The 22,925-nt window shown below is 64.1% G+C and carries 24 protein-coding genes; 11 read left to right on the top strand and 13 right to left on the bottom strand.

All coding sequences use genetic code 11. From position 1 onward, the window contains the following. Positions 1–150 precede the first annotated feature (150 nt). A complete protein-coding gene (locus QMZ05_RS06965) occupies positions 151–1,710 on the bottom strand; it encodes a porin (RefSeq protein WP_353700116.1) in 1,560 nt (519 codons plus the stop codon). Between the two features lie 314 nt (positions 1,711–2,024). Here QMZ05_RS06965 and QMZ05_RS06960 point away from each other — a divergent pair, with 314 nt between their 5' ends. Continuing rightward, positions 2,025–2,516, top strand: coding sequence for a MarR family transcriptional regulator (locus QMZ05_RS06960; protein ID WP_050425326.1), 492 nt, complete (start codon positions 2,025–2,027; stop codon positions 2,514–2,516). A 42-nt stretch (positions 2,517–2,558) separates the two neighbouring features. Here QMZ05_RS06960 and QMZ05_RS06955 read toward each other — a convergent pair whose 3' ends face one another. Together QMZ05_RS06955 and QMZ05_RS06950 are read right to left on the bottom strand one after the other, a co-directional pair. Next, positions 2,559–3,794: an MFS transporter gene (locus QMZ05_RS06955; RefSeq protein ID WP_353700115.1), complete on the bottom strand. Its 1,236-nt coding sequence runs from the start codon at positions 3,792–3,794 to the stop codon at positions 2,559–2,561. Between the two features lie 108 nt (positions 3,795–3,902). Then, positions 3,903–4,346: a hypothetical protein gene (locus QMZ05_RS06950; RefSeq protein WP_353700114.1), complete on the bottom strand. Its 444-nt coding sequence runs from the start codon at positions 4,344–4,346 to the stop codon at positions 3,903–3,905. 262 nt (positions 4,347–4,608) lie between these two features. Between QMZ05_RS06950 and QMZ05_RS06945 the strand changes: the two genes are divergently transcribed. The 5 genes from QMZ05_RS06945 (at position 4,609) to QMZ05_RS06925 (ending at position 9,509) form a co-directional block, all read left to right on the top strand. Further along, positions 4,609–4,818 (top strand): hypothetical protein, encoded by a 210-nt coding sequence (locus tag QMZ05_RS06945; protein WP_050425323.1) that lies wholly within the window; start codon positions 4,609–4,611, stop codon positions 4,816–4,818. A 116-nt stretch (positions 4,819–4,934) separates the two neighbouring features. Then, positions 4,935–5,219, top strand: coding sequence for a hypothetical protein (locus QMZ05_RS06940; protein WP_353700113.1), 285 nt, complete (start codon positions 4,935–4,937; stop codon positions 5,217–5,219). A 153-nt stretch (positions 5,220–5,372) separates the two neighbouring features. Next, positions 5,373–6,470, top strand: coding sequence for a DUF2971 domain-containing protein (locus QMZ05_RS06935; protein WP_353700112.1), 1,098 nt, complete (start codon positions 5,373–5,375; stop codon positions 6,468–6,470). A 285-nt stretch (positions 6,471–6,755) separates the two neighbouring features. After that, positions 6,756–8,888, top strand: a complete 2,133-nt coding sequence (gene flhA, locus QMZ05_RS06930) for a flagellar biosynthesis protein FlhA (RefSeq protein WP_353700111.1) — start codon at positions 6,756–6,758, stop codon at positions 8,886–8,888. A 420-nt stretch (positions 8,889–9,308) separates the two neighbouring features. Next, entirely contained in the window at positions 9,309–9,509 is a 201-nt protein-coding gene (locus QMZ05_RS06925; protein ID WP_353700110.1) for a hypothetical protein, read from the top strand. Positions 9,510–9,807: 298 nt separating this feature from the next. Here QMZ05_RS06925 and QMZ05_RS06920 read toward each other — a convergent pair whose 3' ends face one another. From QMZ05_RS06920 to fliI, 4 genes are all read right to left on the bottom strand, one after another. Next, complete coding sequence (locus tag QMZ05_RS06920; protein WP_353700109.1) at positions 9,808–10,788, bottom strand: anti-sigma factor; 981 nt, start codon at positions 10,786–10,788, stop codon at positions 9,808–9,810. A 3-nt stretch (positions 10,789–10,791) separates the two neighbouring features. Then, the gene (locus tag QMZ05_RS06915) at positions 10,792–11,337 is read right to left on the bottom strand and encodes a sigma-70 family RNA polymerase sigma factor (protein WP_050425319.1); all 546 of its coding nucleotides are present in this window, start codon (positions 11,335–11,337) and stop codon (positions 10,792–10,794) included. 212 nt (positions 11,338–11,549) lie between these two features. After that, complete coding sequence (gene fliJ, locus QMZ05_RS06910) at positions 11,550–11,969, bottom strand: flagellar export protein FliJ (RefSeq protein WP_021081901.1); 420 nt, start codon at positions 11,967–11,969, stop codon at positions 11,550–11,552. 108 nt (positions 11,970–12,077) lie between these two features. Next, positions 12,078–13,403: a flagellar protein export ATPase FliI gene (gene fliI, locus QMZ05_RS06905; RefSeq protein ID WP_353700108.1), complete on the bottom strand. Its 1,326-nt coding sequence runs from the start codon at positions 13,401–13,403 to the stop codon at positions 12,078–12,080. 367 nt (positions 13,404–13,770) lie between these two features. Here fliI and ctrA point away from each other — a divergent pair, with 367 nt between their 5' ends. Continuing rightward, complete coding sequence (gene ctrA, locus QMZ05_RS06900; protein WP_016848562.1) at positions 13,771–14,472, top strand: response regulator transcription factor CtrA; 702 nt, start codon at positions 13,771–13,773, stop codon at positions 14,470–14,472. Between the two features lie 62 nt (positions 14,473–14,534). Here the strand turns inward: ctrA and QMZ05_RS06895 are convergent, their stop codons facing one another. The 3 genes from QMZ05_RS06895 to QMZ05_RS06885 are packed head-to-tail and all read right to left on the bottom strand — an operon-like array spanning position 14,535 to position 17,598. Continuing rightward, on the bottom strand, positions 14,535–16,121 hold the full coding sequence (locus QMZ05_RS06895) for a S53 family peptidase (protein WP_353700107.1): 1,587 nt from the start codon (positions 16,119–16,121) through the stop codon (positions 14,535–14,537). Positions 16,122–16,131: 10 nt separating this feature from the next. Then, the gene (locus QMZ05_RS06890) at positions 16,132–17,319 is read right to left on the bottom strand and encodes a hypothetical protein (protein ID WP_353700106.1); all 1,188 of its coding nucleotides are present in this window, start codon (positions 17,317–17,319) and stop codon (positions 16,132–16,134) included. Between the two features lie 21 nt (positions 17,320–17,340). Further along, positions 17,341–17,598, bottom strand: a complete 258-nt coding sequence (locus QMZ05_RS06885; protein WP_353700105.1) for a hypothetical protein — start codon at positions 17,596–17,598, stop codon at positions 17,341–17,343. Between the two features lie 321 nt (positions 17,599–17,919). Between QMZ05_RS06885 and QMZ05_RS06880 the strand changes: the two genes are divergently transcribed. The 4 genes from QMZ05_RS06880 to QMZ05_RS06865 all read left to right on the top strand — a co-directional run bounded on the left by QMZ05_RS06880 (position 17,920) and on the right by QMZ05_RS06865 (position 20,266). After that, entirely contained in the window at positions 17,920–18,324 is a 405-nt protein-coding gene (locus tag QMZ05_RS06880; RefSeq protein WP_074132099.1) for a DUF350 domain-containing protein, read from the top strand. Between the two features lie 16 nt (positions 18,325–18,340). Beyond that, entirely contained in the window at positions 18,341–18,745 is a 405-nt protein-coding gene (locus QMZ05_RS06875; protein ID WP_353700104.1) for a hypothetical protein, read from the top strand. Between the two features lie 108 nt (positions 18,746–18,853). Further along, entirely contained in the window at positions 18,854–19,066 is a 213-nt protein-coding gene (locus tag QMZ05_RS06870; protein ID WP_353700103.1) for a hypothetical protein, read from the top strand. 42 nt (positions 19,067–19,108) lie between these two features. Then, positions 19,109–20,266: a glutathionylspermidine synthase family protein gene (locus tag QMZ05_RS06865; protein ID WP_353700102.1), complete on the top strand. Its 1,158-nt coding sequence runs from the start codon at positions 19,109–19,111 to the stop codon at positions 20,264–20,266. A 181-nt stretch (positions 20,267–20,447) separates the two neighbouring features. Here QMZ05_RS06865 and QMZ05_RS06860 read toward each other — a convergent pair whose 3' ends face one another. The 3 genes from QMZ05_RS06860 to QMZ05_RS06850 form a co-directional block, all read right to left on the bottom strand. After that, positions 20,448–21,320 (bottom strand): protein-glutamate O-methyltransferase CheR, encoded by an 873-nt coding sequence (locus tag QMZ05_RS06860; protein ID WP_353700101.1) that lies wholly within the window; start codon positions 21,318–21,320, stop codon positions 20,448–20,450. Next, on the bottom strand, positions 21,317–22,483 hold the full coding sequence (locus tag QMZ05_RS06855; RefSeq protein ID WP_353700100.1) for a chemotaxis response regulator protein-glutamate methylesterase: 1,167 nt from the start codon (positions 22,481–22,483) through the stop codon (positions 21,317–21,319). The genes QMZ05_RS06860 and QMZ05_RS06855 overlap by 4 nt, the downstream gene beginning before the upstream one ends. Before the next feature lie 75 nt (positions 22,484–22,558). Next, positions 22,559–22,924, bottom strand: a complete 366-nt coding sequence (locus QMZ05_RS06850) for a response regulator (protein WP_021081912.1) — start codon at positions 22,922–22,924, stop codon at positions 22,559–22,561. Position 22,925 lies beyond the last annotated feature (1 nt).

Raw genomic sequence — 22,925 nt, 5'->3', positions numbered from 1 at the left:
CGTCATGGTCGGCAGAGCAACCGACGCCTGGTTTCTACATGATCGACTAATGTTAGTAAATCATACAATGACGCCCTTCGTTCAAAATCAAAGCCTCGACAGTTTCCCGTCGAGGCTTTGCGTCGCGATCAAGTCCGGATCAACCGGGCTTTACCAGTTGCGCTGCGCGCGGAGCAGCAGCATGTAGGTATCCTGGTTGCTGAGCGAGTAGACAGCGGCCGGCTTGCCGATCGCAGCGTTACCCGGGTAGCTGATCGTGCCGGCGTAGTTCTGATCCAGATGGGTGTAGGTGAAGTCAGCCGAGAAGGTCAGGTTCTTCACCGGGGTCCACTGAGTCTGCGTGCCGATCTGAGCGATGCTGTAGTCGGGGTTGCACGAGGTCAGGTTCGAGGTGGCGCCGATCAGGACGCCGAACGATCCGCCCACGCCAGTCCCGCCCGGGCCGCAGATGTAGCTCTTGGCGGTGCCGTTGTAGTTGACCTGGGCCCACGCACCATAGACGCTGGTGTTCCAATAGGGATTCCAGTTGTGGACGTACGCACCGCGCACGCCGTACGTCGTGATCAGCTGCTGCTGACCGCCCGAGACGAACACGCTGTCCGGCGCGATGCCGAAGCCGATGCTCTGATAGGCACCGGGAACGCTGGTGTTGCCGAAGGCGGTGAACGCACCGGCACCCGAGAGATCCTGGATGTTGTAGCGCGTTGCGCCGTTGGTATAGACGCCCTGGACGTTGATGGTATCGCCGGGTCCGGTCGGGATGTTCTTGATCGACAGGGCCAACTGACCGGCCCAGCCCCACTTGTCGTCGGGATGACCGGTGAGTTCAGTGCCGCCGTAATAGGCCGCGTGATTGTCATGCGCCGCGAACGACGCCTGGAACAGGCCCCAGGCCTGGTCGACGCGGAGAGACGCGACCAGATCCGGCGCAATCGTGCCGGCATAGTCGCTCGCGCCGTAGGGACCGAGAGCGCCGGTACCGAGCACGCCGAGATTCTGCACGCCGGCCTGATAGTAGGCCGACTGATCCTGGGCCGACAAAGCCAGCGACACGCCGTTGCCGAACTGCGCGGTGTAGGTGAACTGGTTGACACCGGTGATCGTGCCGCCGCCGCCGACGAGACCGTCGAAGTTGTTGCCCGGATAGTTGGCCCACGGCGTAGCGAACTGCGAGACCGCCTTACCCATGGTGAAGCCGGCGAACTGGATGAAGGCGTAATAGACGCCGACCGTGCCGGCGGCGACACCGCCCGCGCTGGCGTTGTTCGGAGCAGCAGACGTTCCGATCGGCGAGTAGACCGTCGAGCCTGCCGCGGCGCCCGCGCCATAGCTGTCCGAGGTCCAGCTGAAGGTCGCATCGAAGAAGGTGCGAACCACGCCGTATTCGGTCGCGGTGCGGGTGTCGACGTTGAGGTCTTCGCGCGAGCGCCAGGTGTAGCCGTTGGTGAAGCGGTTGTTCGCGCCGCCGGCGCCGGCGTAGTTGCCGGTGTGATCCGAGTTGGTGTTCGCGAGAACGTCGACGCGCAAGTAGCCGCCCAGCTTGATGCAGGTGTCGGTGCCCGGAATAAAGTAGAAGCCCGGACCATAGAGCGAGCAGACCTTGACGTACTCGACTGCCTTGGCCTTGACCGGAAGGTCGGCCGCCATGGCTCCGCTGCTCGCGGCGAGAGCTGCCGCCGAGCCCAACAAAAGGCCCTTAACTATCTTCATGCTATCCTCCAATTGATGCCTTGCACTGCTGGCAAAGCGACAAACGTTCCCCTCCCGAAAACCGCTGCGGCGCAGCCATATTCGAGATGCTCGTGGTCAACTCGGCCACTGCAGGCGTGAGATGGTGGATGCCCCCCATCTACGATGCGGAACAATGCAAGTGAGAAGTCACATATTCAACTTATATTAGTTAGTCATTCTATGTTTGCGCACCCATGTGTCATTCAGGCAACGGCCGCACGAACATTTTCGTCCGGCGCCTGCTTCAAAAATTGCTCGATATCTGTGAAGATGAATTTTTGTTAAGGTAGGTCATGACCGAGCGCAAATCGACCGACAAACTGCAGGACGCGGCTGAGCGACTGGCTTGGGAGATCGTGTCGACCAGCATCCGCCTGGACGAGTTGCGCAGCATCTGGGCCAAGATGATCGGAATCACCGGTCCGCAATGGATGATCATGACGGTGCTCGCGAATGCCGAGGACCGCAGCGTCGGCCTGCCCGTCGGCGCGGTTTCGAGGGCGCTGCGCGTCGATCAGTCGTTCGTGGTGACGCAGTCGAAGCTGCTCGAAAAGAAGAACCTCGTGCGCCGCAAGAGTTCGACCGAGGATGCCCGGGTCGTGAACCTGTCGTTGACCGAGCACGCCAAGAAGCAGATGGCGAACCTGTCCGCGCAACGCCGGGAGTTGAACGAGTTCGTCTATGCCGACCTCGATCTGCGGGAGCTGCTGCAACTGACCGGCAAGATGGATTCCATCAAGAGCCGCCTGGACAAGGCGATCGCGAGGATCTCGGTCGATCTTTAGGACGCCACCAATATCTGGAAAACCGCGTCGCGCTCTTCCTGATCAAGCCATTGCGAGCCGCTGCCGCGACCGCAGCAAGAGCAGCAGGATGATGCTGACATTGAGCAGGTTCCAGGCCAGGCCATTGGCGAAGGCGGCCGCATAGGAACCGGTGGCGTCGAAGATCACGCCCGAGATCCAGCCGCCAAAGGACATGCCGAACACCGAGGCGAAGATCACGATGCCGATCCGGGTCGCGGCTTCGGCGGCCGGCATCGCCTCGCGCACGATGATGGCGTAGCTCGGCACGATGCCGCCCTGGAACAGGCCGAACATAGCCGAGATGACGTAGAGCGAGGTCAGGCTGTCGAAGAACAGATAGAACAGCAGCGCCGAGCCCTGCGCGATCGAGCCGATCAGCAGCGTGCGGATGCCGCCGATCCTGTCGGCGAGGAATCCCGAACCGATCCGGCTGATGATGCCGAAGCCGAGCATCAGCGACAGCATCTCGGCGCCGCGCGCCACGCCGTAGCCGAGATCGCCGCAATAGGCGACGATGTGAACCTGCGGCATCGACATCGCCACGCAGCAGGAGATCGACGCCAGCGACAGGACCGCGGTCAGCGCGTTGGTGGAGAGCTTGAGGTCGACGCGCGGCGGCGCCGCGTTGACGTGGCTGCGCCGGGTCGCCGCCCCCATCAAGAGCCGCAGCACCACGAGCGCCAGCGCCATCGCGATCGCGGTGAAGATCCCGATCGCGATGTGGGTGGTGCGCCAGCCGACGCTCTGCATGCCGAAATTGACCAGCGGCGGCCACACCGTGCCGCCGACATAATTGCCGCTGGCGGCGATCGCGACCGCAAGCCCGCGGTAGCGCTCGAACCAGTGCGAAGCCTCCGCCATCAAGGGACCGAACGTCGCGGCCGACGACAGGCCGATCGCGAAATGGAGCAGGATGAAGGCCAAGATCGACGGCGCATAGCCGGCCCCGATATAGCCGAGGCCGAGAATGCCGATGCCGGCGCCGATTGCCGCGACGATCCCGTAGCGGTCGCTGATCTTGCCGGTCACGACCTGGCCGAGCCCGAAGCCGAGCATCACCATCGTGAAGGCGAGCGAGGCCGTTCCGCGGGTCGCGCCGAAGTCGGTCTGCACCATCGGCAGCGCCACCACGACCGACCACATGCCGACGCTGCCGAGCGAGCCGATCACCACGGCGACGACAAGGCGCAGCCATGCCCGGCTCGAGTCGGGAACGAACGTTGCAGCTTCAGGGGAATATTCAGAAGAAATTACCACGGCACGCGGAACTTCGTCGCCAATTGCCTCCGGGTCAAGCCGCATTGCCGAGAGATTAGGCATGCAGCAGCAAGGGGACGCGCCGAACTTCACCGGCGCGTGAGCACCTCATTTGCCGTAGTTCGGATCCTGCGCCTGGAACGGGCCGCACTTCGCGTCGAGCCCGAACCGGTGATCGAAATCGACGGTGCCGCCGCCGACCGGGATGCGGGTCGGCGGCAGGCCGCGCGTGTACTGATCCACCGTCACGAACTTCTTGTCCGCGCTCATCGTCACATGCACCGGCTCGAGCCCCTTGCCCTTGTTGAGCTCGGTCAGATCGAGCGTGTAATAGCCCTCCGCCGTCGTGCCCGCGGCCATGCCGCCACGCGGCGCGAACGCGACGGATTGCGGCAAATAGACCTCCATCAGGACGCCGTTGCCGTTGCAGGCGATCATGCGGATCAGCCAGGTCCGATCGTCGGGCAGCGTCGCGGCCGAGGCCGGCGCCGACAGCAGCGCGATTGCCGCGGCGAATGCTGCCGTGACGGTTCGACCTGCGCGGTTCACCATGGATGCCTCCGGCGGCTGAATTGCCTTGCTGGCGTTTTCGTCGACGACGAGGCCGCGAAAGTTCAATGGCGGTGCGCGATCGCGGCCGGACCGGTCGGCCGGGAATATCGTCGGCCGAACCGTGATCCATGCTGACGAGGAAAAACTGCTACAATGCGAGCCGGTTCACACTGGCGGCTCGCCATCCGGACCTATCATCCCGCCGGATGGCGCGCAGTTCGCAGGTTATGAGGATCGAAGCGCACACTGTCGGAGGCTCATCATGCATTCGTCGTCAGCAGAGTGGTTACCCGTTGCAACGGCGCCGTCGGACCGGGAGCTCGAGGTCTGTGTCCTCGACTATGACGGCATGGTCCATGCGCTGATGTTCCCGTGCCACCGGGATGGCACCGAGTGGGTCGACCATGCCGGCAGCAGGCATCTCGACATCCAGCCGACGCATTGGCGCAAATGGATGCAGTCAGCCAACTAGCACCGCGCTGATCGGTCCGGTCCAGCCGACGCCGGCCTCGCACCGGCCCGGATATTGAGCTAGAATTGCCACGTGAGGTTCAAGGGTGGGCCAGGAGGCTCGTCATGGAATCACACGTGACCCCTTTCGAAAATCGCTGGACCAACGGCAAGCATGCCTGGGAATGGCATTGCGAGCTCGAGCGGCTGGGCGTGCCGACGGTCCGGACGATGTATTGCGAGCATGAGACGCACTATCGCGGCGAGCCGGCGGTGGTGTTCGACATCCCTGCGGGCTTTGTCCACGACTGGCTGGTATTCCACGACCGGCGCGCCGCCCGGCAGCAATTGTTGTGGCGCGCCAGCGTCATCACGCTCGGCCTCATCGCCGCATCGGGCGCCGTGCTCGGTGTGCTGAGATAATCTCGGCTAGGCCGAGTGCGATACAAGTAGTTCGCTCACACGGTTATGCTCACCCGATGGCATCCTCGCTTGATGTTAGACTTTGCGCGTCCCGCGATTCGGTACAACGGCGGGCTCAGGGCGAGCGAGCCCTGTCACCGGGCAGAGGGTTGAATGAATCGCAAAGAACGCAGACGTCGGCGATCGCTCGCGTCGCAGGCCGAACGGCGGGGCCCCAATGAGAACGAAGCCAACAATGCGCCAAGAACGCTCGATCCCACGCCGACATTGGATACTAAGGTACAAAAGGCAGCCTCAACCACCAGCCGATCCCTCTTCCACTATACGACTGCAGCGGGCTTAGTCGGCATACTTCAAACTCAATCACTGTTTGCGACGCACGCGAACTTTTTGAATGACTCCGCCGAATGCAGAATTTTAAGAGAGCTCCTCAAGCCAGAACTCACTAGAGAAATCGCAGAAATCGTTCCTGAGCTCATTAGGCAGCAGGTTCTGAAAGAAGAGATATACAAGGAGCACGGCGCGAAGATACATGAAATGCAAGCCGAGAAGGTCTTGGACAGCATGTTCGTCGCGCTTGAGAAGATTGCTCCATTCTATATCTGTTCATTCTGCCTGCATGATCGCGCCGAGCCCGAGTACGAGAACGGGCTGTTGAGTCAGTGGAGGGGCTACGCCAATGGAGGCTTTGCCATTGAATTCGATGAGCTAGCACTTGATGAGCTTGCCAAACGAGAGAACGCAACGTTTCAATATCAGGGCCTGCTCACGGAAACGGTAAGCTATGACGATCACAGAGATCGTGCGAAGCTCGATCAGTTCAATGGGCTCGGTCGTGCCATGCTCCGCGTATTGTTCGAAGACGTGAATGGTGACCAATATGATTTCGGTAAGACGCGTTTCGAAAGCTTCACACGCCCATTCCTATCAATACTGCCGTTTTTGAAAGATCCTGGTTTTTCTGAAGAGAGGGAATACCGCATTGCTGCTCTCTGCAATCGACCGGGTGTTCAAGCTCCCGACGACAATCGCAAGCCCAAGAAAGTGTTTTTTCGAGAGAGCAAGGGTGGCGCGGTGGTGCCGTACATACAACTGTTCGCCGGACTGGACGAAGGACTGCCGATCAAAGGAATTCTGATCGGGCCTCACTCGAATCAGGACAATCAGGCAACAGCCCTCCAGCTATTGTTGGATCAGTGCAAGATCGACGCTACCGTTCGAAGGTCGAAACTCACGTTTCGTCAAACCTGATATCGTCGAGTATCCGCCGGATCACGCAGTGATGTCTGGAATCTGCAAAAACGGCTAATGGACCAATTTCACGGTATCCAGACACCGAACCCCGCTCATTAACCCTTTGCTAACCATACACCCGGCAAGAATTGCCGAGTGAAGTCGAGTGTCGTCGAACGCGTCTAACGGGCGGAGATCCCCGTGAACGCCAGCGCGGTGCCTCACTTTCGGAACGGCGGCCCTGCGGCCGTCGCGCAGACGCTTGGCGGCCGCGGCCGCCAGTCGCGAGGGAGAGCGGCTACCATGGTCGACGTCACGGCGGGTCAGGGCACGGCAGGCAAGAGCGGACTACCGAGCCTCGGCGAGATCGGCGACATCCTGAAGCGCGGCGACATCGCGCTCGCGGTCGGCGTCCTCACCATCCTGGTGGTGCTGATCCTGCCGCTGCCCTCGATCGTGCTCGACCTCTTCCTGGCGGTCTCGATCACGGTCTCGATCCTGATCCTGATGACCTCGCTATTCATCCAGGCGCCGCTGGAATTCTCGTCGTTTCCGACCATCCTCCTGATCTCGACCATGCTGCGGCTGTCGCTGAACATGGCTTCGACCCGGCTGATCCTGAGCCACGGCCACGAGGGCACGGCGGCCGCCGGCCACGTCATCGAGGCCTTCGGCAACTTCGTGATGGGCGGCAACTTCGTGATCGGCATCATCGTGTTCGCGATCCTGGTGATCGTGAACTTCGTGGTCATCACCAAGGGTTCGGGCCGCATCGCCGAAGTCGCGGCACGCTTCCAGTTGGACTCGATGCCCGGCAAGCAGATGGCGATCGACGCCGACCTCTCCGCCGGCCTGATCGACGAGAAGGCCGCCAAGGAGCGCCGCAAGGCGCTGGAAGACGAAAGCGGCTTCTTCGGCGCGATGGACGGTGCCTCGAAATTCGTTCGCGGCGACGCCATCGCCGGCCTCCTGATCGTCGGCATCAACATCGTCGGCGGTATCATCATCGGCGTCGCCCAGCAGGGCCTGTCCTTCAGCGAAGCCGCCCGCACCTACACCGTGCTGACGGTCGGCGACGGCCTCGTCACCCAGGTGCCGGCGCTGATCGTCTCGACCGCAGCCGGCCTGCTCGTCTCCAAGGCCGGCATCACCGGCGCCGCCGACAAGGCGCTGATGCGCCAGCTCTCCGGCTATCCGCAGGCGCTCGGCATGTCGGCCGGCGTCATGCTGGTGCTGGGGCTGCTGCCGGGCATTCCGACCCTGCCGTTCCTGGCGCTGGGCTCCGGCGCGGCGATGCTGGCCTGGAACGCGCGCAAGCAGAAGCGCGCCGCGAAGGCTGCCGAAACTGCAGCCGCTGCAGCCCCCGCTGCAGCCGCGGCCGCCGCCGCAGCCGCCGCAGAAGAGCCGATCGCCGCCGCGCTGAAGATCGACGACCTCAAGATCGAGCTCGGCTACGCGCTGCTGCCGCTGGTCAACGGTCCTGACGGCACCGACCGCCTCACAGAGCAGATCAAGGCGCTGCGCCGCTCGCTCGCGATCGAGATGGGTTTCGTGATGCCGGCGGTGCGAATCCTCGACAATGTGCAGCTCGAGGCCAACAGCTACGCCATCAAGATCAAGGAAGTCGACGCCGGCACCGGCAAGATCTGGCCGAACCAGTTCATGGTCATGGACCCCGCCGGCAACCAGGTACAGCTGCCCGGCATCCACACCATCGAGCCGACCTTCGGCCTGCCCGCGACCTGGGTCGATGCCGGCCTGAAGGAAGAGGCCGCGCTGAAGGGCTACACCGTGGTCGACGCCGCCACGGTGCTGTCGACGCATCTGACCGAGCTGCTCAAGACCAACATGTCGGACCTGTTGTCCTACGGCGAGGTGCAGAAGCTGTTGAAGGACCTGCCGAAGGAGCAGGGCGAGCTGATCAAGGACATCGTGCCGAGCCAGGTCACGGTGTCGGGCATCCAGCGCGTGCTGCAATTGTTGCTCGCCGAGCGCATCTCGATCCGCGATCTCTCGACCATCCTCGAGGGCATCGCCGACGCGCTGGCGTTCTCGCGCAATCCGGCGACCATGGTCGAGCACGTCCGCGCCCGGCTGGCGCGGCAGATCTGCGCCCAGAACACCTCGCCGAACGGCTACCTTCCGCTGATCGCGCTGTCGGCGCGCTGGGAGCAGGCATTCGCCGAGTCGATCGTCGGCACCGGCGACGACCGCAGCCTGGCGATGCAGCCCTCGAAGCTTTCGGAATTCATGACCGCCGTGCGCAACGCCTTCGAGCAGGCGGCGCGCGAGGGCGAGGCGCCGGTGCTGGTGACGTCGGCCGCGATCCGGCCGTTCGTTCGTTCGCTGGTGGAACGGTTCCGTTCGCAGACCACCGTTTTGTCACAGGCCGAGATCCATCCGCGGGCCCGGCTGAAGACGGTCGGCAGCGTCTAGAGCTTCGATTCCGGCCGAGGCGGAACCGAAGCCCTGGGTTGTTATCTGACGCGTTGTCTCCCCGTGAACCGGGTGCCCACTTCGTTTGAAAACGCCCTAGCGGCCGCAAATCACTTGCGTTTTCGCCTGTGTTTTCTCGCCACAGGCAACTGATTTATGTGGAACAGACCGAAACGGACCCATTTGGGATGCAGCATCCCAGCGTCCGCCCAAGATACTGATATTACATTGGTTTAATGCGATCACAGATTACCAAAGGGTCATCTTTGATCGCGACCGATCACGTCTCATCACGCCCTTGTGATGACCTCTGGGGAACGGAATCGGCAAATCCTACGTTAGCGAGGCACGAGACGTTGAACCGGGCAACAGACCAGACCGACAGATTGACTGAGAGCAGGAAGGCGGCAGGAGACTTCCATGAACCACTCGATCTACAGCGCCGATCGTATGACGCATCTGAAGATTGTGGTTGTGGCGTTGTTCGCCGGTATCTTGGTCGCGGGCTTCGGCATTGCGGCACATAATTCGTCGGATGATGGATACACGCAGACGGCGCGAGTCATGAAGGCCGGCAAGCCGGTGGCAATCACGAGCTCGGGCACCTCAATGGTCCGCTAACAGGAGAGTTTCACGAATTCACGTGGTGTTCTTTACAGCCCCCCAAAGTCGCTACGTGGATATTTAAGACCCCCAACTACCCCCAAGTTGACTATCGAAAACGCCCGCTCCCCACGGGCGTTTTCTTTTTTGTGCGAGTGGCGGAGCCAAGTCACTTACTTTGAGGCGCGCAAAATTCCGTCCACGTCATTGCGAGCGAAGCGAAGCAATCCATGTCTCCGCATGTACGGAAGCATGGATTGCTTCGTCGCTCCGCTCCTCGCAATGACGGAAGCGCTCGCGACCTCTCATAGCGGGTTTATCGCGGCGGGTTCGACGCAGGCGGCACGGTCTCGATCAGCTTGCCGGTGAAGATCGGCGCCGAGGTCGGCTGGCCGTTCGGCGAACCGCCGGCCGGTTCGACGGTCACCGCATAGGTGGCGCCGTTGATCACGTCGGGATCGTAGCCCGACAGCACCGGACGCGCGGTGAAATCATCGGCGCCGATCACGCCGAGCGAGCGCGGCTGCGGCAGCTTGTCGGAGATCAGCCAGAGCTCGAAGCTCTTGCCGGGCTCCGAGGCGGCGCCGACCTTGCGCACGGTGAAGTTCTTGGTCGCGCCGTCGATGGTCATGATGAAGGCCGGCCCGCCATTCTGACCCTGCAACAGCGCGACATATTGCGCCGACGGCGTGAAGGCCGGCGCGGGCGTCTTCACTTCCACGGTCTGGATGCGCGGCTTCGGCCGGATCGCATTCGGCAAGGCGTCGGGCCGGTAAATCTGCAGGCCGAGCGTCACCAGCAGCGCGGCCGCGATCGCGGTCGCGGCCGACGCGATGCCGCGCCAGCGCTTCATGCGGCTCGTCAGCGAGATCACCTGGCTGTCGTCGATGCCAAAACGTGCCCGGACCGATGCCCGCCGGGCCTCGGCCGGCTGCTGGACCGCTGGTGGCTGCGAAGGCTCCGGATCGAACGCCGAGCCGAATTCGACATCGTCTGCGATCGGCGTCGGTGGCGGCGGCGTCACCGACGCAGCCGGCGCCTCGGGCAGCACCAGCGGCGCCTGCGGCGTGGTGGCATGGCCGATCGCCGCCTTGATGTTCTCCCAGACCACCGGGCGCGGCTCGACCAGGCCAACCATCTGGTTCAGCGGTCCGAGCCTGAACTCCCAGGCCTGCACGAGCGCGGCGAACTCGGTGTCGACGGCCATCATGGTCTCGACCTGCATGCGCTCGTCGGCATCGAGTGTACCGAGCGCATATTCCGCGGCGAGCGCGATATGGTCTTCGCTATAGGCCATCAATCAGAGTCCAAGACACTCCCGGATATCCATCAGGCTGCGGCGCAGCCAGGTCTTCACCGTGTTCACCGGCGTCTCGAACTTTGCGGCGAGCTGCTCGCGGCTCCAGCCGTTGTAATAGGCGAGCAGCACGAGCTTCTGACGATCGGGCTCCAGGCGACCGACGCACTCCAGCAGCCGCTTCAACTCTTCCGTCATCTCCCGTCGCGCCAGCGGATCGGGCTGGTCGGCGGCGACTTCCATCGCGGCCGGCTCTTCCTCCAGCGAGGACTCGCCTCGCTTGCGCACCACATCGATGGCGCGGTTGCGCGCGATCGACGTCATCCACGTGATCGGGGACGACAGGGCTGGGTTGAACTGCCCGGCGCTGTTCCAGATCTTGACGTAAGCCTCCTGAATGACCTCCTCGGCGAGGTCCTGTCGCCGCAAGATACGGAGCACCACGCCGAAGAGTTTCGCGCGGGTCGCGGCGTACAGCCGCTCGAAGGCGGCCTCATCCCCCTTGGCGACGGCGGCGATCAGCCAGACGAGCTCAGCCGGCGTCAGCATTCAGCGCCCTCCAAGCCTGCATCCCCCATCGCCTCATTGCCACCGCGCCGCCGATCATCCGGTCCGGACCGGTGGTAGCATATTTTGGGACAGCACGATCCGCCAAGTGGCTGACAAGTGGCCGACAAGAGGCCGGCTCGTGGACAGCGCCCAGCAAAAAGCCCGGGCGATCGGCCCGGGCTCGCAAGATGGTCAGCGGAGGGAGCGAGGGTTCAGGCGATGACGCCGAGACGGGCCCGCATCAGGCCGATCGAATCCATGTCGGCTTGCTCGCGAGCGCTCTCCTCCGCGCGTTCGCGCGCCTGGTCGCGCTCGTCGAGCAGCTCCACCTTCTTCAGCTCCTCGAAGGCTTCCGACAGCAGCGCCTTGGCGTCGTCGAGCTGGGCGCGCAACTCGTCGGCCGAGCGGGTCAGGTTCTCGCGGCGCTGGATCGCGGCCTTGGCATAGGTGGGATAGGCGAAGTGCGAGGGATCATTGATCCCGGCGCGCTCCTGCTCGGTCTGGATCTCGCGCTCGAGCTCGACGGACATGCGCTGGAAGTCGGCGATCATGCCTTCGATCTGGGTAACCCGACGGCGCTTTTCATCGACCTGAAATTTCTTCAGGCGGATCAGCGTTTCACGTGACTTCATCGACTCATACTCCCCAGAAGTCCCAAATCCGAACGCGGGACAGAGCCGGCTCCCCGCTGGGCCCCGCCGGCATAGCTATGGTGTGCCGGGGATGATGGCCTGACAAAGTTAGCGTTCCGTTTCCAAACCCGACAGGATTTGAGCGAGTTGCCGGTAGCCGTCGCCAAGGCTGGTCGCCTCGTCCTTGGCCTGGCGCAGATAGGCCTCGAGCGGCTCATGCAGCCGGATCGCCTCGTCGACCTCGGGGCTGGAACCCGGCCGGTAGGCGCCGAGCCGGATCAGTTCCTCCATGTCGGCATAGGTCGCCATCACCTGCCGCGCCTTGTTGATGAAGGGCAGGAAGCTGGGGTCGGCCGACTTCGGCATGGTGCGCGAGACTGACTTCAGGATGTTGACGGCTGGATAGCGGCCGCGCTCGGCGATCGCCCGCTGCATCACGATATGACCGTCGAGGATGCCGCGCACCGCGTCGGCGATCGGCTCATTGTGATCGTCGCCGTCGACCAGCACCGTGAAGATCGCGGTGATGGTGCCGGCGCCGGTGCCGGGCCCTGCCCGCTCCAACAGCTTCGGCAGTTCGGTGAACACTGTCGGCGTGTAGCCCTTGGCGGTCGGCGGCTCGCCCGCCGAGAGCCCGATCTCGCGTTGCGCCATAGCAAAGCGCGTCACCGAGTCCATCAGGCACAGCACGTCCTGATCCTCGTCGCGGAAATACTCCGCGATGGCGAGCGTCAGGTACGCCGCCTGGCGCCGCATCAGCGCCGGCTCGTCCGAGGTGGCGACCACCACGACCGAGCGCGCCAGCCCTTCCTCGCCGAGATCTTCCTGGAGGAATTCCTGCACCTCGCGGCCACGTTCGCCGATCAGCCCGATCACCGAGATCGCGGCATCGACATTGCGCGCCAGCATCGACAGCAGCACCGACTTGCCGACGCCGGAGCCGGCGAAGATGCCGAGCCGCTGGCCGCGGCAGCAGGTCAGGAAAGTGTTGAGGCCGCGCACGCCGAGATCGAGCGGCGGCCCGACCCGCTTGCGCGAATGCGCCGGCGGCGGCGAGTTGCGGTAGGACATCGGCGAGGCGCCCTGCGGCAGCGGCCCCTTGCCGTCGATCGGTTCGCCCATCGCATTGACGACGCGGCCGAGCCAGGCCGGCGACGGCCGCACCTGGCTCGCCGCGTTGGCGATGACGGCGCGGCAACCGCGCCTGACACCCTCGAGTCCTCCGAACGGCATCACCACCGCGTTCTCGCCGGAGAAGCCGATCACCTCGGCCGGGATGAAGCGGCCGGCGCCGACGTCGATCACGATGCGTGCGCCGACCGACATCGCGTGAATGGGCCCGGCGATCTCGACCATCAGCCCGCGGACGCCGACGACACGGCCATAAATATTGACGCCGTCGATGTCGCCGATCTGCTCCGCGAGGGCCTTCATTGCGAAAACCTTAAGTTTCCGCGATTTTGCTCCAGCCGCTTAACTTCGTGTTTACCCGCATCATTAATCATTGCGTCACTGTCTTTGGTGACTGAGGTCGCTTGCCCATCAGAAGAAGGGCGAGTCGCGAGAGTCGGTTAGGCCCGTCTCTTAATGTGGAAACTGAACGAGCGCGGTTAGGAAAAGCTTCTTCTACGCAATATCTTAGGGCGATTCGACAAAAATTGCACGGTTAGAGCTTGCGTCGAGGAATCAGTTTTTGTTAACCATATCTTGTCAGGATCCGAATCAGTTGTTCAAAGGCGTTTTGTGAGTGCCGCAAGTGCGGCCGACCTGACGCCCGGAGCGGCGACTATAGGGGACTGGCATGCGCGTTTTGCTGATTGAAGATGATAGCGCCGTCGCGCAGTCGATCGAATTGATGCTCAAATCCGAGAGTTTCAACGTCTACACGACGGATCTCGGTGAAGAAGGCGTCGATCTCGGCAAGCTTTACGACTACGACATCATCCTGCTCGACCTCAACCTGCCCGACATGTCCGGCTACGACGTGCTCAAGCAGCTCCGGGTTTCGAAGATCAAGACTCCCATTCTGATCCTCTCCGGCCTCGCCGGCATCGAGGACAAGGTCAAGGGTCTCGGCGTCGGCGCCGACGACTACATGACCAAACCCTTCCACAAGGACGAGCTGGTCGCCCGCATCCACGCGATCGTCCGCCGCTCCAAGGGTCACGCCCAGTCGGTCATCCAGACCGGCGATCTCGTGGTCAATCTGGACACCAAGACGGTCGAGGTCGGCGGTCAGCGCGTGCACCTGACCGGCAAGGAATACCAGATGCTGGAGCTGCTCTCGCTCCGCAAGGGCACCACGCTCACCAAGGAAATGTTCCTCAATCACCTCTACGGCGGCATGGATGAGCCGGAGCTGAAGATCATCGACGTCTTCATCTGCAAGCTCCGCAAGAAGCTCGCGAACGCCTCCGAGGGCCGCAACTTCATCGAGACCGTGTGGGGCCGCGGCTACGTGCTGCGCGAGCCGCACGAGGCCGACGAGCGCATTCCCGCCTGACGCTTTCTGCAGCAAACCTCCTGAACCCCGCCGCGAATGGTGGGGTTTTTGTTTTTGGGAGGCTACACCACCGGGACCGCGGCCAGCGCGGCGAGAACATCCGCCCCCCTGGGAACGCCGAGCCCGGTGCAGGCGCTCCAGCCGGGGCCGGCATCGTAGCCCTTGCCGCCGACGCGGTTGTTGCCCTGCTCGATCGCGCGGAAGGCGCCGGGATTGGCGTAAAGCGCCGCATTGAGGAAGCCGATCTGCTCGCCGCGCGCGGCGATCGCAATCGCGACCAGGGCGGCCCATAGCGGTGTCGCGGCGCTGGTCCCGCTCATCGCCATCGACTGCCCGTTGACGATGATGCGGTAGCCCGGGCTTGCCGCGGCCGCGCAGGCGACGTCCGGGACGCCGCGCCGGATCGCGCCATCGTTCTGCGACTTCGGCAGCGTCAGATGCGACTGATAATCGGGGACTGGAAACGCATCGCTGATGCCGCCGCCGGTGCCGATCGCGCCGGCGTTCCACACCGCCTCCGCCGCGGCCGACCCGTTGCCCGCGGCAGGCACCGGCTGCGTGCCGCCGCAGCTCGTCGCATACGGGCTCGAGGCGGGAAACCAGACATGGAGCTTGCCGTCGGTCAGGCCGCTGGTCGCCAGCTGATCGCCGGAGGCGAACAGCACGCTGACGCGCAGCCGCGCGGCATCGGCGAGCACCGCCTGCATCGCATCGCGCCCCGGCGCGGTCCAGAATTTCTCTGCGCTGCCCCAGCTGACCGAGATCACCTGCGGCGCATGCTGCTCATCGAACACCGCCTGATGAATCGCGTCGGTGAGACCGGCTGCGGAGTTCTCGGCAAAGTAGACCACGATCTTGCCCTTCGGCAGCAGGCCGGCCAGCACCTGGAGGTCGAGCGCGAGCTCCTGATCGGCGACATCGTTGCTGCCGAGACCGCTGTCGTTACCAGTCTGCGGCACATTGACGACGGCCGGCGGCTGCCGATTCATGCCGGTCAGCGCCATCGCAAGGTCGCTCTGGAGATAGCCGCCGCCGAGCGCGACGATGCCGACGCAGATCGACGACACGTCATGGTCCAGCGGAATGCCGTAGCGGGCGGCGATGTCGGTCGGCCACAACCCGCTGTCGCCCCCCGTGTCGGCGCGGGCCTGCACAAGCGGCATCCTGGTCCGGAGCGGGCGCTGATCGAAACCGAGAATGGCGCGGGTCCATGGCGCGATCTCGGCCGGCACCGTCAGGCCGCCGACCCGCGCACGAAATTCGCGCTGCCCGTCACGATAGATGCGCAGCGTTGCACCGAAGGTCTCGGCCATCTGCCTTGCGGTGCCTTCAAGCATGACGGTGCGCGCGACAAGATCGGTACCGAGGACGCTCAATCCCCTCTCCGCCGCCAATCCTGCGATCCGCGCGGCGGCGCGGGCATGGCTGCGATGGCGCTGCGTCGCGAGCTGGTGCCGGGTGACCGGTTTGGCGAGCCGGGCCAGATCACCGGCGCTGCCCGGCTGAAACTTGTCCGGGGTGCGCCGCTTGACATAGACCACGACGGAGATCCGCTCGTTCGGATCGACATCGCCGACCAGCGTCGCGCCATCAGGCGCGGCGCGCTCACTGCCCGCAAGCGGAAGCCTGCGCTCGCGCGAGCCGGCCATCAGTCCGGTCTCACTTCCCGGCGCATGGCGTCGGCTGCACCGGACTTTGCGTATCGTCATAGGCGCAGAACGGGATCGACCAGACGAAGTCCGCCGCAGTCGCGATCCGCGTGAGGCCCGGCTTGCCCTCGAAGATCGGCGGCTGGCTCGCGAACTTCCAGTACCATTCGGGCAGCAGCGGCCCGAGCGGAGCGATCGGGCCATTCGGACCGAACGAGAGGAATCCGGCCTGCGACGCCGGCGTGCCGTCCGCCTTGAACGCCGCGCGGCCGTGGCAGGTGATGCAGGACGACGTCGCGACGAAGCCGTCCTCGGTGACGGAATTGCCGACCCTGATGTCGAGCCCGACATTGTCGACGAAATCGACCTGCGACCCCTTCAGGCAGTAATTGTTGTAGACGGGATCGATGTCCGCGCTCGACAGCATCGCCGTCAGCGCAGGTGTCTTCGCGCAATCCGGATAGCCCTGGCCGGCGGTCCGGTTCGACGGCACGAACGCGGTCTGCGCGCCGAAATTATCGCGGCAGCCGATGATGTCGCAGCGGCCCGGATTGAAACGGTGCTCGAACGTCGCCCAGGTCCAGTTCGGCACCTGCTTGCTGATCACATGCATCGAGACCAGGGCGTACTGTACGCCGGCCGCGCTGTTGACGTGATAGAGCTGCGGCGCCTGCGCCGCCGTCACCTTGTTGTTGGTGAATTGCGGAATGTCGCTGACCGGCACCCAGTTTCCCTTCACCTCGATCGAATCGACCGGGAACGACAGCGTCTTGCCGAATGCGGCCTTCACGCCCGACAGCTTGTAAAGGTTGTTCTGGACGATGAAGTCGAACGTCGCCTTGTTGTGACGCGTTTCCTCCATCTGCCCCTGCGCGGCGCCAGGCGGCAGCGCCGGCAGCAATCCGCCGCTCTGCTGCACGCCTTCCCGCGCCACCTGCGGCAGGATCGGCGGGCGCAACGACGGCGGCGTCGCGGCCGCCGGAAACTGCGGATTGGGCTGGAACAGGTCGGTATCGCTCGCCCAGGTCTCGAACGTCGAATTGCTGCCGCCGGCGCGGGTGTTGGCCTGGATGAAGAGCTGCCAGGCGACCTGATCCGGCGCGGTCATCGCCGGATTCGGCGGCGACTGCGCCGCGGCCGGAACGGCGGGAAGCACAAACAGACCACAGACGAGCAGCGTGTCGATCGACCTTCTCATCTTTGCTCTCCACATTGAGGTTCAAGGTTGGAAGCCGTCCCCCATCCAGCTCGCATAGAGATCGAGCGAGTCCTGCGACCATCGGTGACCGGGCGGCATGAAGCCGGACGACAGCGCGGCGAAGACGCGGCGTGCATTGGCGTGATCGGCGAAGTCGTCATTGCCGGACGGGTCGCCCATCCAGTCGGCGTCGCCGAGCCGAACGCCCTTTGGCGTCATGCAGGCGATGTCGCCCGGTCGAAACATCGGCAGGATGTCGTTGCCGAAACTGGTCGTCATCGGGATCACCGAGCCCATTCGCGACATGCACTTCTGGTTGCATATCGTATAGACGGCTATCGCAAGGGCCGCTGTGAAGCGGCTCACACCGGCGCAGCAATTTCCGGCTGCCGTCCGCGCACGCCGGTGCACAAGCCGGTGGCCGGATCGAACCGGAGCTTCGCGAACTGCGACCAATCAGCTATAGGATGACCATCTGGAGCATGATCCGGAAAAGTGCGAAGCGGTTTTCCGGAAAGATCATGCTCAAACAACGAGCAAAAGCGCGATGACAATTCAACCTGATCTCATCGCGCTTTTAGGGCTGTTCGGGCGCATCACATGATCCTGCAATCCCTGGCCGGCCTGCCGGCGTTCCTGGTCTATTTCTGCACGGCGCTGATCGCCGTGGTCGCCTACCTCTTCGTCTACACCCGCGTCACGCCGCATGACGAATTCCAGCTGATCCGCGACAATGATTCCGCGGCGGCGATTGCGCTCGGCCTCAGCCTGCTCGGCTTCGTGCTGCCGGTGGTCAGCGCCATCGCCCACTCCGCCAATGTGATCGATTGCCTGATCTGGAGCATCATCGCGCTGATCGTGCAGATCATCGTCTATTACATCGTGAAGATCCCCGTGCCGAACCTGTCGGCACGGATCGCTTCCGGCGAAATGGCGGCGGCGATCTGGCTCGGGCTGTCCTCACTGGCCGCAGGCGCGCTGAACGCGGCCTGCATGATCTACTGAGCCATCGAGCCGAACCATGGCGCGCAAACCCAACCCGGAATTCGGCAAGCGGCGGCCGGTGGTGCCGGCGGTGCCGCCGCGGCCGGATCCGCCCTCCAAGCGCTCCAACCATGTCGCGCTGCTGATGATGGGCACGCTCGCGGTCGGCGGCGGCGCCTACGCGCTGATGCCGCGGCAGAATTGCCAGCCGATCCCGCCGACACCGCCGGGCGTCACCGCGCCGGCCGTCCCGCAACCCGGCGCCGATTGCACGCAACGCAGCTCGTCGTCCGGATCGGGCAGCAGCGGCGGCGGCTCGTCGCGCAGCAGCTTCTACAGCGGCAGCTCGTCGTCGGGCGGCTCCTCATCCTCGTCGAGTTCGTCGGTGAGCCGCGGCGGCTTCGGCTCGTTCGCGCATGCATTCGGCTTCGGCGGTGGCTGATGAGCACTTTGGCGCGTCGTCACGTGCTTTCACTTGCCCGGCGATCGGAGCTGATGGAAACTCGGCGCGGCTCCGCAAAAGGCAGGGCAGACAGCAGGGATCGCGCCGATGAAGCGCTCGCGCCGCGTCTGGCTGAAATTGATGGGCAGCGTCGCGATCGGCGCAGCGTCGATCGGCCTGACGCCAGGCAATGCTCGCAGTCATCACCACCATGCCAGGCACGGGGAAAGGCGAAAGCCCGAGCAAGTGTACCCCTCCGGCGGCTTCGGCGATGCGCCGCGCGCGCTCGCTCGCGGCGAGTTCTCGCATGGCGGTGGCTGACACGACGCTGACACACATCTTCTGAAGATCACGGTCCCCTTCATGCAACGCATCGCATGTCCCGAGCGCGACGATTGGCAGGCAACCGCCGAGAGCGCCGGTTTCACCTTCCACACCATCGACGGCGAACGCTACTGGGACGAGCGCGCCTATTACGCCTTCACGCTCGACGAGATCGAGCGCGATATCGAGGCGCCGACCGGCGAGATCGATGCGATGTGCCTCGAGCTCGCCGGACGCGCGGTCAAGGACGAGCGCTATCTGCGCCGGCTCAAGATACCCGAGGCGTTCTGGGGCCTGATCGCGGAGAGCTGGCGCCGCAAGGATCCAAGCCTCTACGGCCGGCTCGACCTCAAGTTCAGCGGCAGCGGCCCGGCCAAGCTGCTCGAATACAATGCCGACACGCCGACCTCGATCTTCGAGGCGGCGGTGTTTCAATGGACCTGGCTCGAACAGGCGATCCAGCGCAACATCATCCCCAAGCGCGCCGACCAGTTCAACTCGATCCATGAGCGGCTGATCGAGGCCTGGAAGACCATCGGCGCCAACCATCCGCTGCATCTCACGGGATTGACCGGCAATGCCGAGGACGCCGGCACGCTCGCCTATCTCGAGGACACCGCGGCGCAAGCCGGGCTGAAGACGACGCTGCTCGACATCGAGGAGATCGGGCTGCGCGATGATGGCCGGTTCGTCGACCTCGACGAAAGCCCGATCGCGCTCGCCTTCAAGCTCTATCCGTGGGAGTGGATGTTTCACGACGCATTCGGCAAGAACCTCAGCTCCGCGCCGACGCAATGGATCGAGCCGCCATGGAAAGCGATCCTGTCCAACAAGGGCATCCTGCCGCTGTTGTGGGAGATGTTCCCAAACCACCCCAATCTGCTGCCGGCCTATTTCGACGACGACCCGCAGGCAGCCCAGCTCGGCACCTCCTTCGTGCGCAAGCCGATCTATTCGCGCGAGGGCGCCAATGTCGAACTGGTCAGCGCCGGCATCACGCTGGTCGCCGAGCAAGGTCCCTACGGCGCCGAAGGCTTCATCCGCCAGGCACTCGCGCCGCTGCCGAATTTTTCCGGACAGTATCCGGTGCTGGGAAGCTGGCTGGTCGACCACACGCCCTGCGGGCTCTCGATCCGCGAAGATGAAAATCCGATCACCGGCAACACCTCGCGCTTCCTGCCGCACGCGATTTTGTAGCGGCGAGAACAGTTAGAGCGAGCGTAGTTCCTTCACCGTCATCCTGAGGAGCCGCGAAGCGGCGTCTCGAAGGATGCACGGCCCGGTTGGTGGCCGTCGATCCTTCGAGACGCGCGCAAAGCGCGCTCCTCAGGATGACGGAGAAGCAGCGAAGCTATTTTCTAGGACGGAGGACTCGCACTCACCGCGCAGCGGACGCAACCGCTTTCAGCACGTGCAGCGCGGCGCCGGCGCGCGCCACCGGAGCGGTGCTGGGCTGATAGAGCCCGCGGCGGTCGGGATAGGGCCTGAAGAGGTTGGTGATGCCGACCACGGATTCCGCCGCGCCCAGCGCCAGCACGCCGTCGGGTTCGAGCATCCGGGAGATCTTGCCGAAGATGCCCGCCTTGGTCTGCTGATCGAAATAGATCAGCACGTTGCGGCAGAAGATCACGTCGAAAGTGCCGAGATGCGCAATGTCGTGCAGCAGATTGAGCTGGCGGTGCTGCACCATGCCGCGGATGTCGGCGTTGAGCTGCCAGAGTTCGCCCTGCTGCGTGAAGTACTTCACCAGCAGCTGGATCGGCAGGCCGCGCTGCACCTCGAACTGGCTGAACAGGCCGGCCTTGGACTTTTCCAGCACCGCCTGCGACAGGTCGGTGGCGATAATCTCGATGCGCCAGCCGCTGAACAGCGCGGTCATTTCCTTCAGCAGCATCGCGATCGAATACGGCTCCTGCCCGGTCGACGATGCCGCGCACCAGATCCGCAGGCTGCGGCGCGCAGCGCGCGCCTGTGCCAGCGCCGGCAGCACCGCTTCCTTCAGATGATCGAACGGGACCTTGTCGCGAAAGAAGAAGGTCTCGTTGGTGGTCATCGCTTCGACCACCTCCGAGGTCAGCATCTCGGCGCCGCCCTTCATCTTCAGGACCAGCGCGGGAATGCCGGCAAGGTTCGACCTGCGCGCCAAAGGCAGCAGGCGGCTCTCGACGAGATATTGCTTGTCGCTCGACAGATCGAGCCCGGAGCGTTCTTTCAGCAGCTTACGCAGATACTCGTAGTCCAGCGGCGTCACGAACGATCTCCCGCAAACACGCGAACAAGCTTGGGTGCGATCTGATTGAGCGGCAGCACGGCGGCGCAGATCCCGGCATTGACCGCAGCGCCGGGCATGCCCCACACCACGCTGGTGGCTTCGTCCTGGGCGATCACGCTGCCGCCGGCGGCGACGATATCCTTGCCGCCGCGCATGCCGTCGGAGCCCATGCCGGTCAGGATCACCGACATGATGCTGCCCTGCCAGACGTCGATCGCGGAGGTGAACATCGGGTCCACCGCGGGCTTGCAGAAATTGACCGGCGGCCCGTCGTCGAGCGCGATGGTGGCGTCGACGCCGTGGCGGGCGATGCGCATATGGCGTCCGCCCGGCGCCAGATAGATCTGGCCCGGCTTGATGGCCTCGCCGTCGATCCCCTCATGCGCCGACCGCTTGCTGGCGCGCGCCAGATGCTCGGCGAGAATCGTGGTGAAGGTCGGCGGCATGTGCTGGGTGATCAGCACCGGGACGCGATCGATCACCGGTCCGATCTCGGCAACCAGCGACATCAGCGCCTGCGGGCCGCCGGTCGACGAGCCGATCAGCAGCACCTTCGGCTGCAACAGGCCGAACGAACGGCGCGCGATCTGGGCCGGCGCGGTGGGCGCAGCGACGGGAGCCAGAGTCCGCGGCCTGTCGTGACCGGGCGCAAGCGGCGGGCTCGCCGTGGTGTGCACGGTGCCGCGCCGCGCCTTGGCGCCGAGATGACGGATCTTCTGGATCAGGTCGTGGCGGAAGGTTTCGGCGGCGGTGGCTTCGCGCGTGCTCTCCGGCTTCGGAATGTAGTCGGACGCACCGAGCGAGAGCGCCTTCAGGCTGATCTCCGCGTTGCGGCGGGTCAGCGTGGAGGCCATGATGACGACGAGATCGCGCTTCTTCGCCAACAGCTGCGGCAGCGCCGAGATGCCGTCGAGGTCGGGCATCTCGATGTCGAGCACCGCGACGTCTGGATTGATGCGCTCGAGCTGGTTGACGGCGTCGAGGCCGGTGCGCAGCGAGGCCACGACCTCCATGTCGGGCTCGGCGCCGATCCAGCGCGAGATCATCCCGCGGATCACCACGGAATCGTCGACCACCATCACCCGCACCTTGTCGGACCGGGTCGATGTCGGAACCGCAGTACTTGTCAACGCAACACTCATGACTTCACCAGCGACGCAACACGACGCACAACAACCGTTGAGCCGAAGGCTTCTGCCGCCGGATCGAACGTAGATTTAGATAAGCCCGACTTCCTGGAACTTCGCAGTGACGATGTCCCGGTCGAACGGCTTCATGATGTATTCGTTGGCACCGGCATGCAGCGCGCGTGCGATATGCGCGACGTCATTCTCGGTGGTGCAGAACACGACCTTGGGCTGATCGCCACCGGGCATGCGGCGGAGATTGCCGAGAAACTCGTAGCCGTCCATGACAGGCATGTTCCAGTCGAGCAGCACGGCCTCGGGCATCGCGCGCTTGCAGGCCTCAAGCGCTTTCGCGCCGTCCTCAGCCTCGACGATCGTGAAATCGAGCCCTTCCAGAATACGGCGGGCGACCTTGCGAATGACGCTTGAGTCATCGACAACAAGACAGGTTCTCATC

Source organism: Bradyrhizobium sp. INPA03-11B, assembly GCF_040446015.1.
Taxonomy (GTDB): Bacteria; Pseudomonadota; Alphaproteobacteria; order Rhizobiales; family Xanthobacteraceae; genus Bradyrhizobium; species Bradyrhizobium macuxiense_A.
The sequence above is the reverse complement of the archived record's forward strand: the minus strand, read 5'-3'. Positions and strand labels throughout refer to the sequence as shown.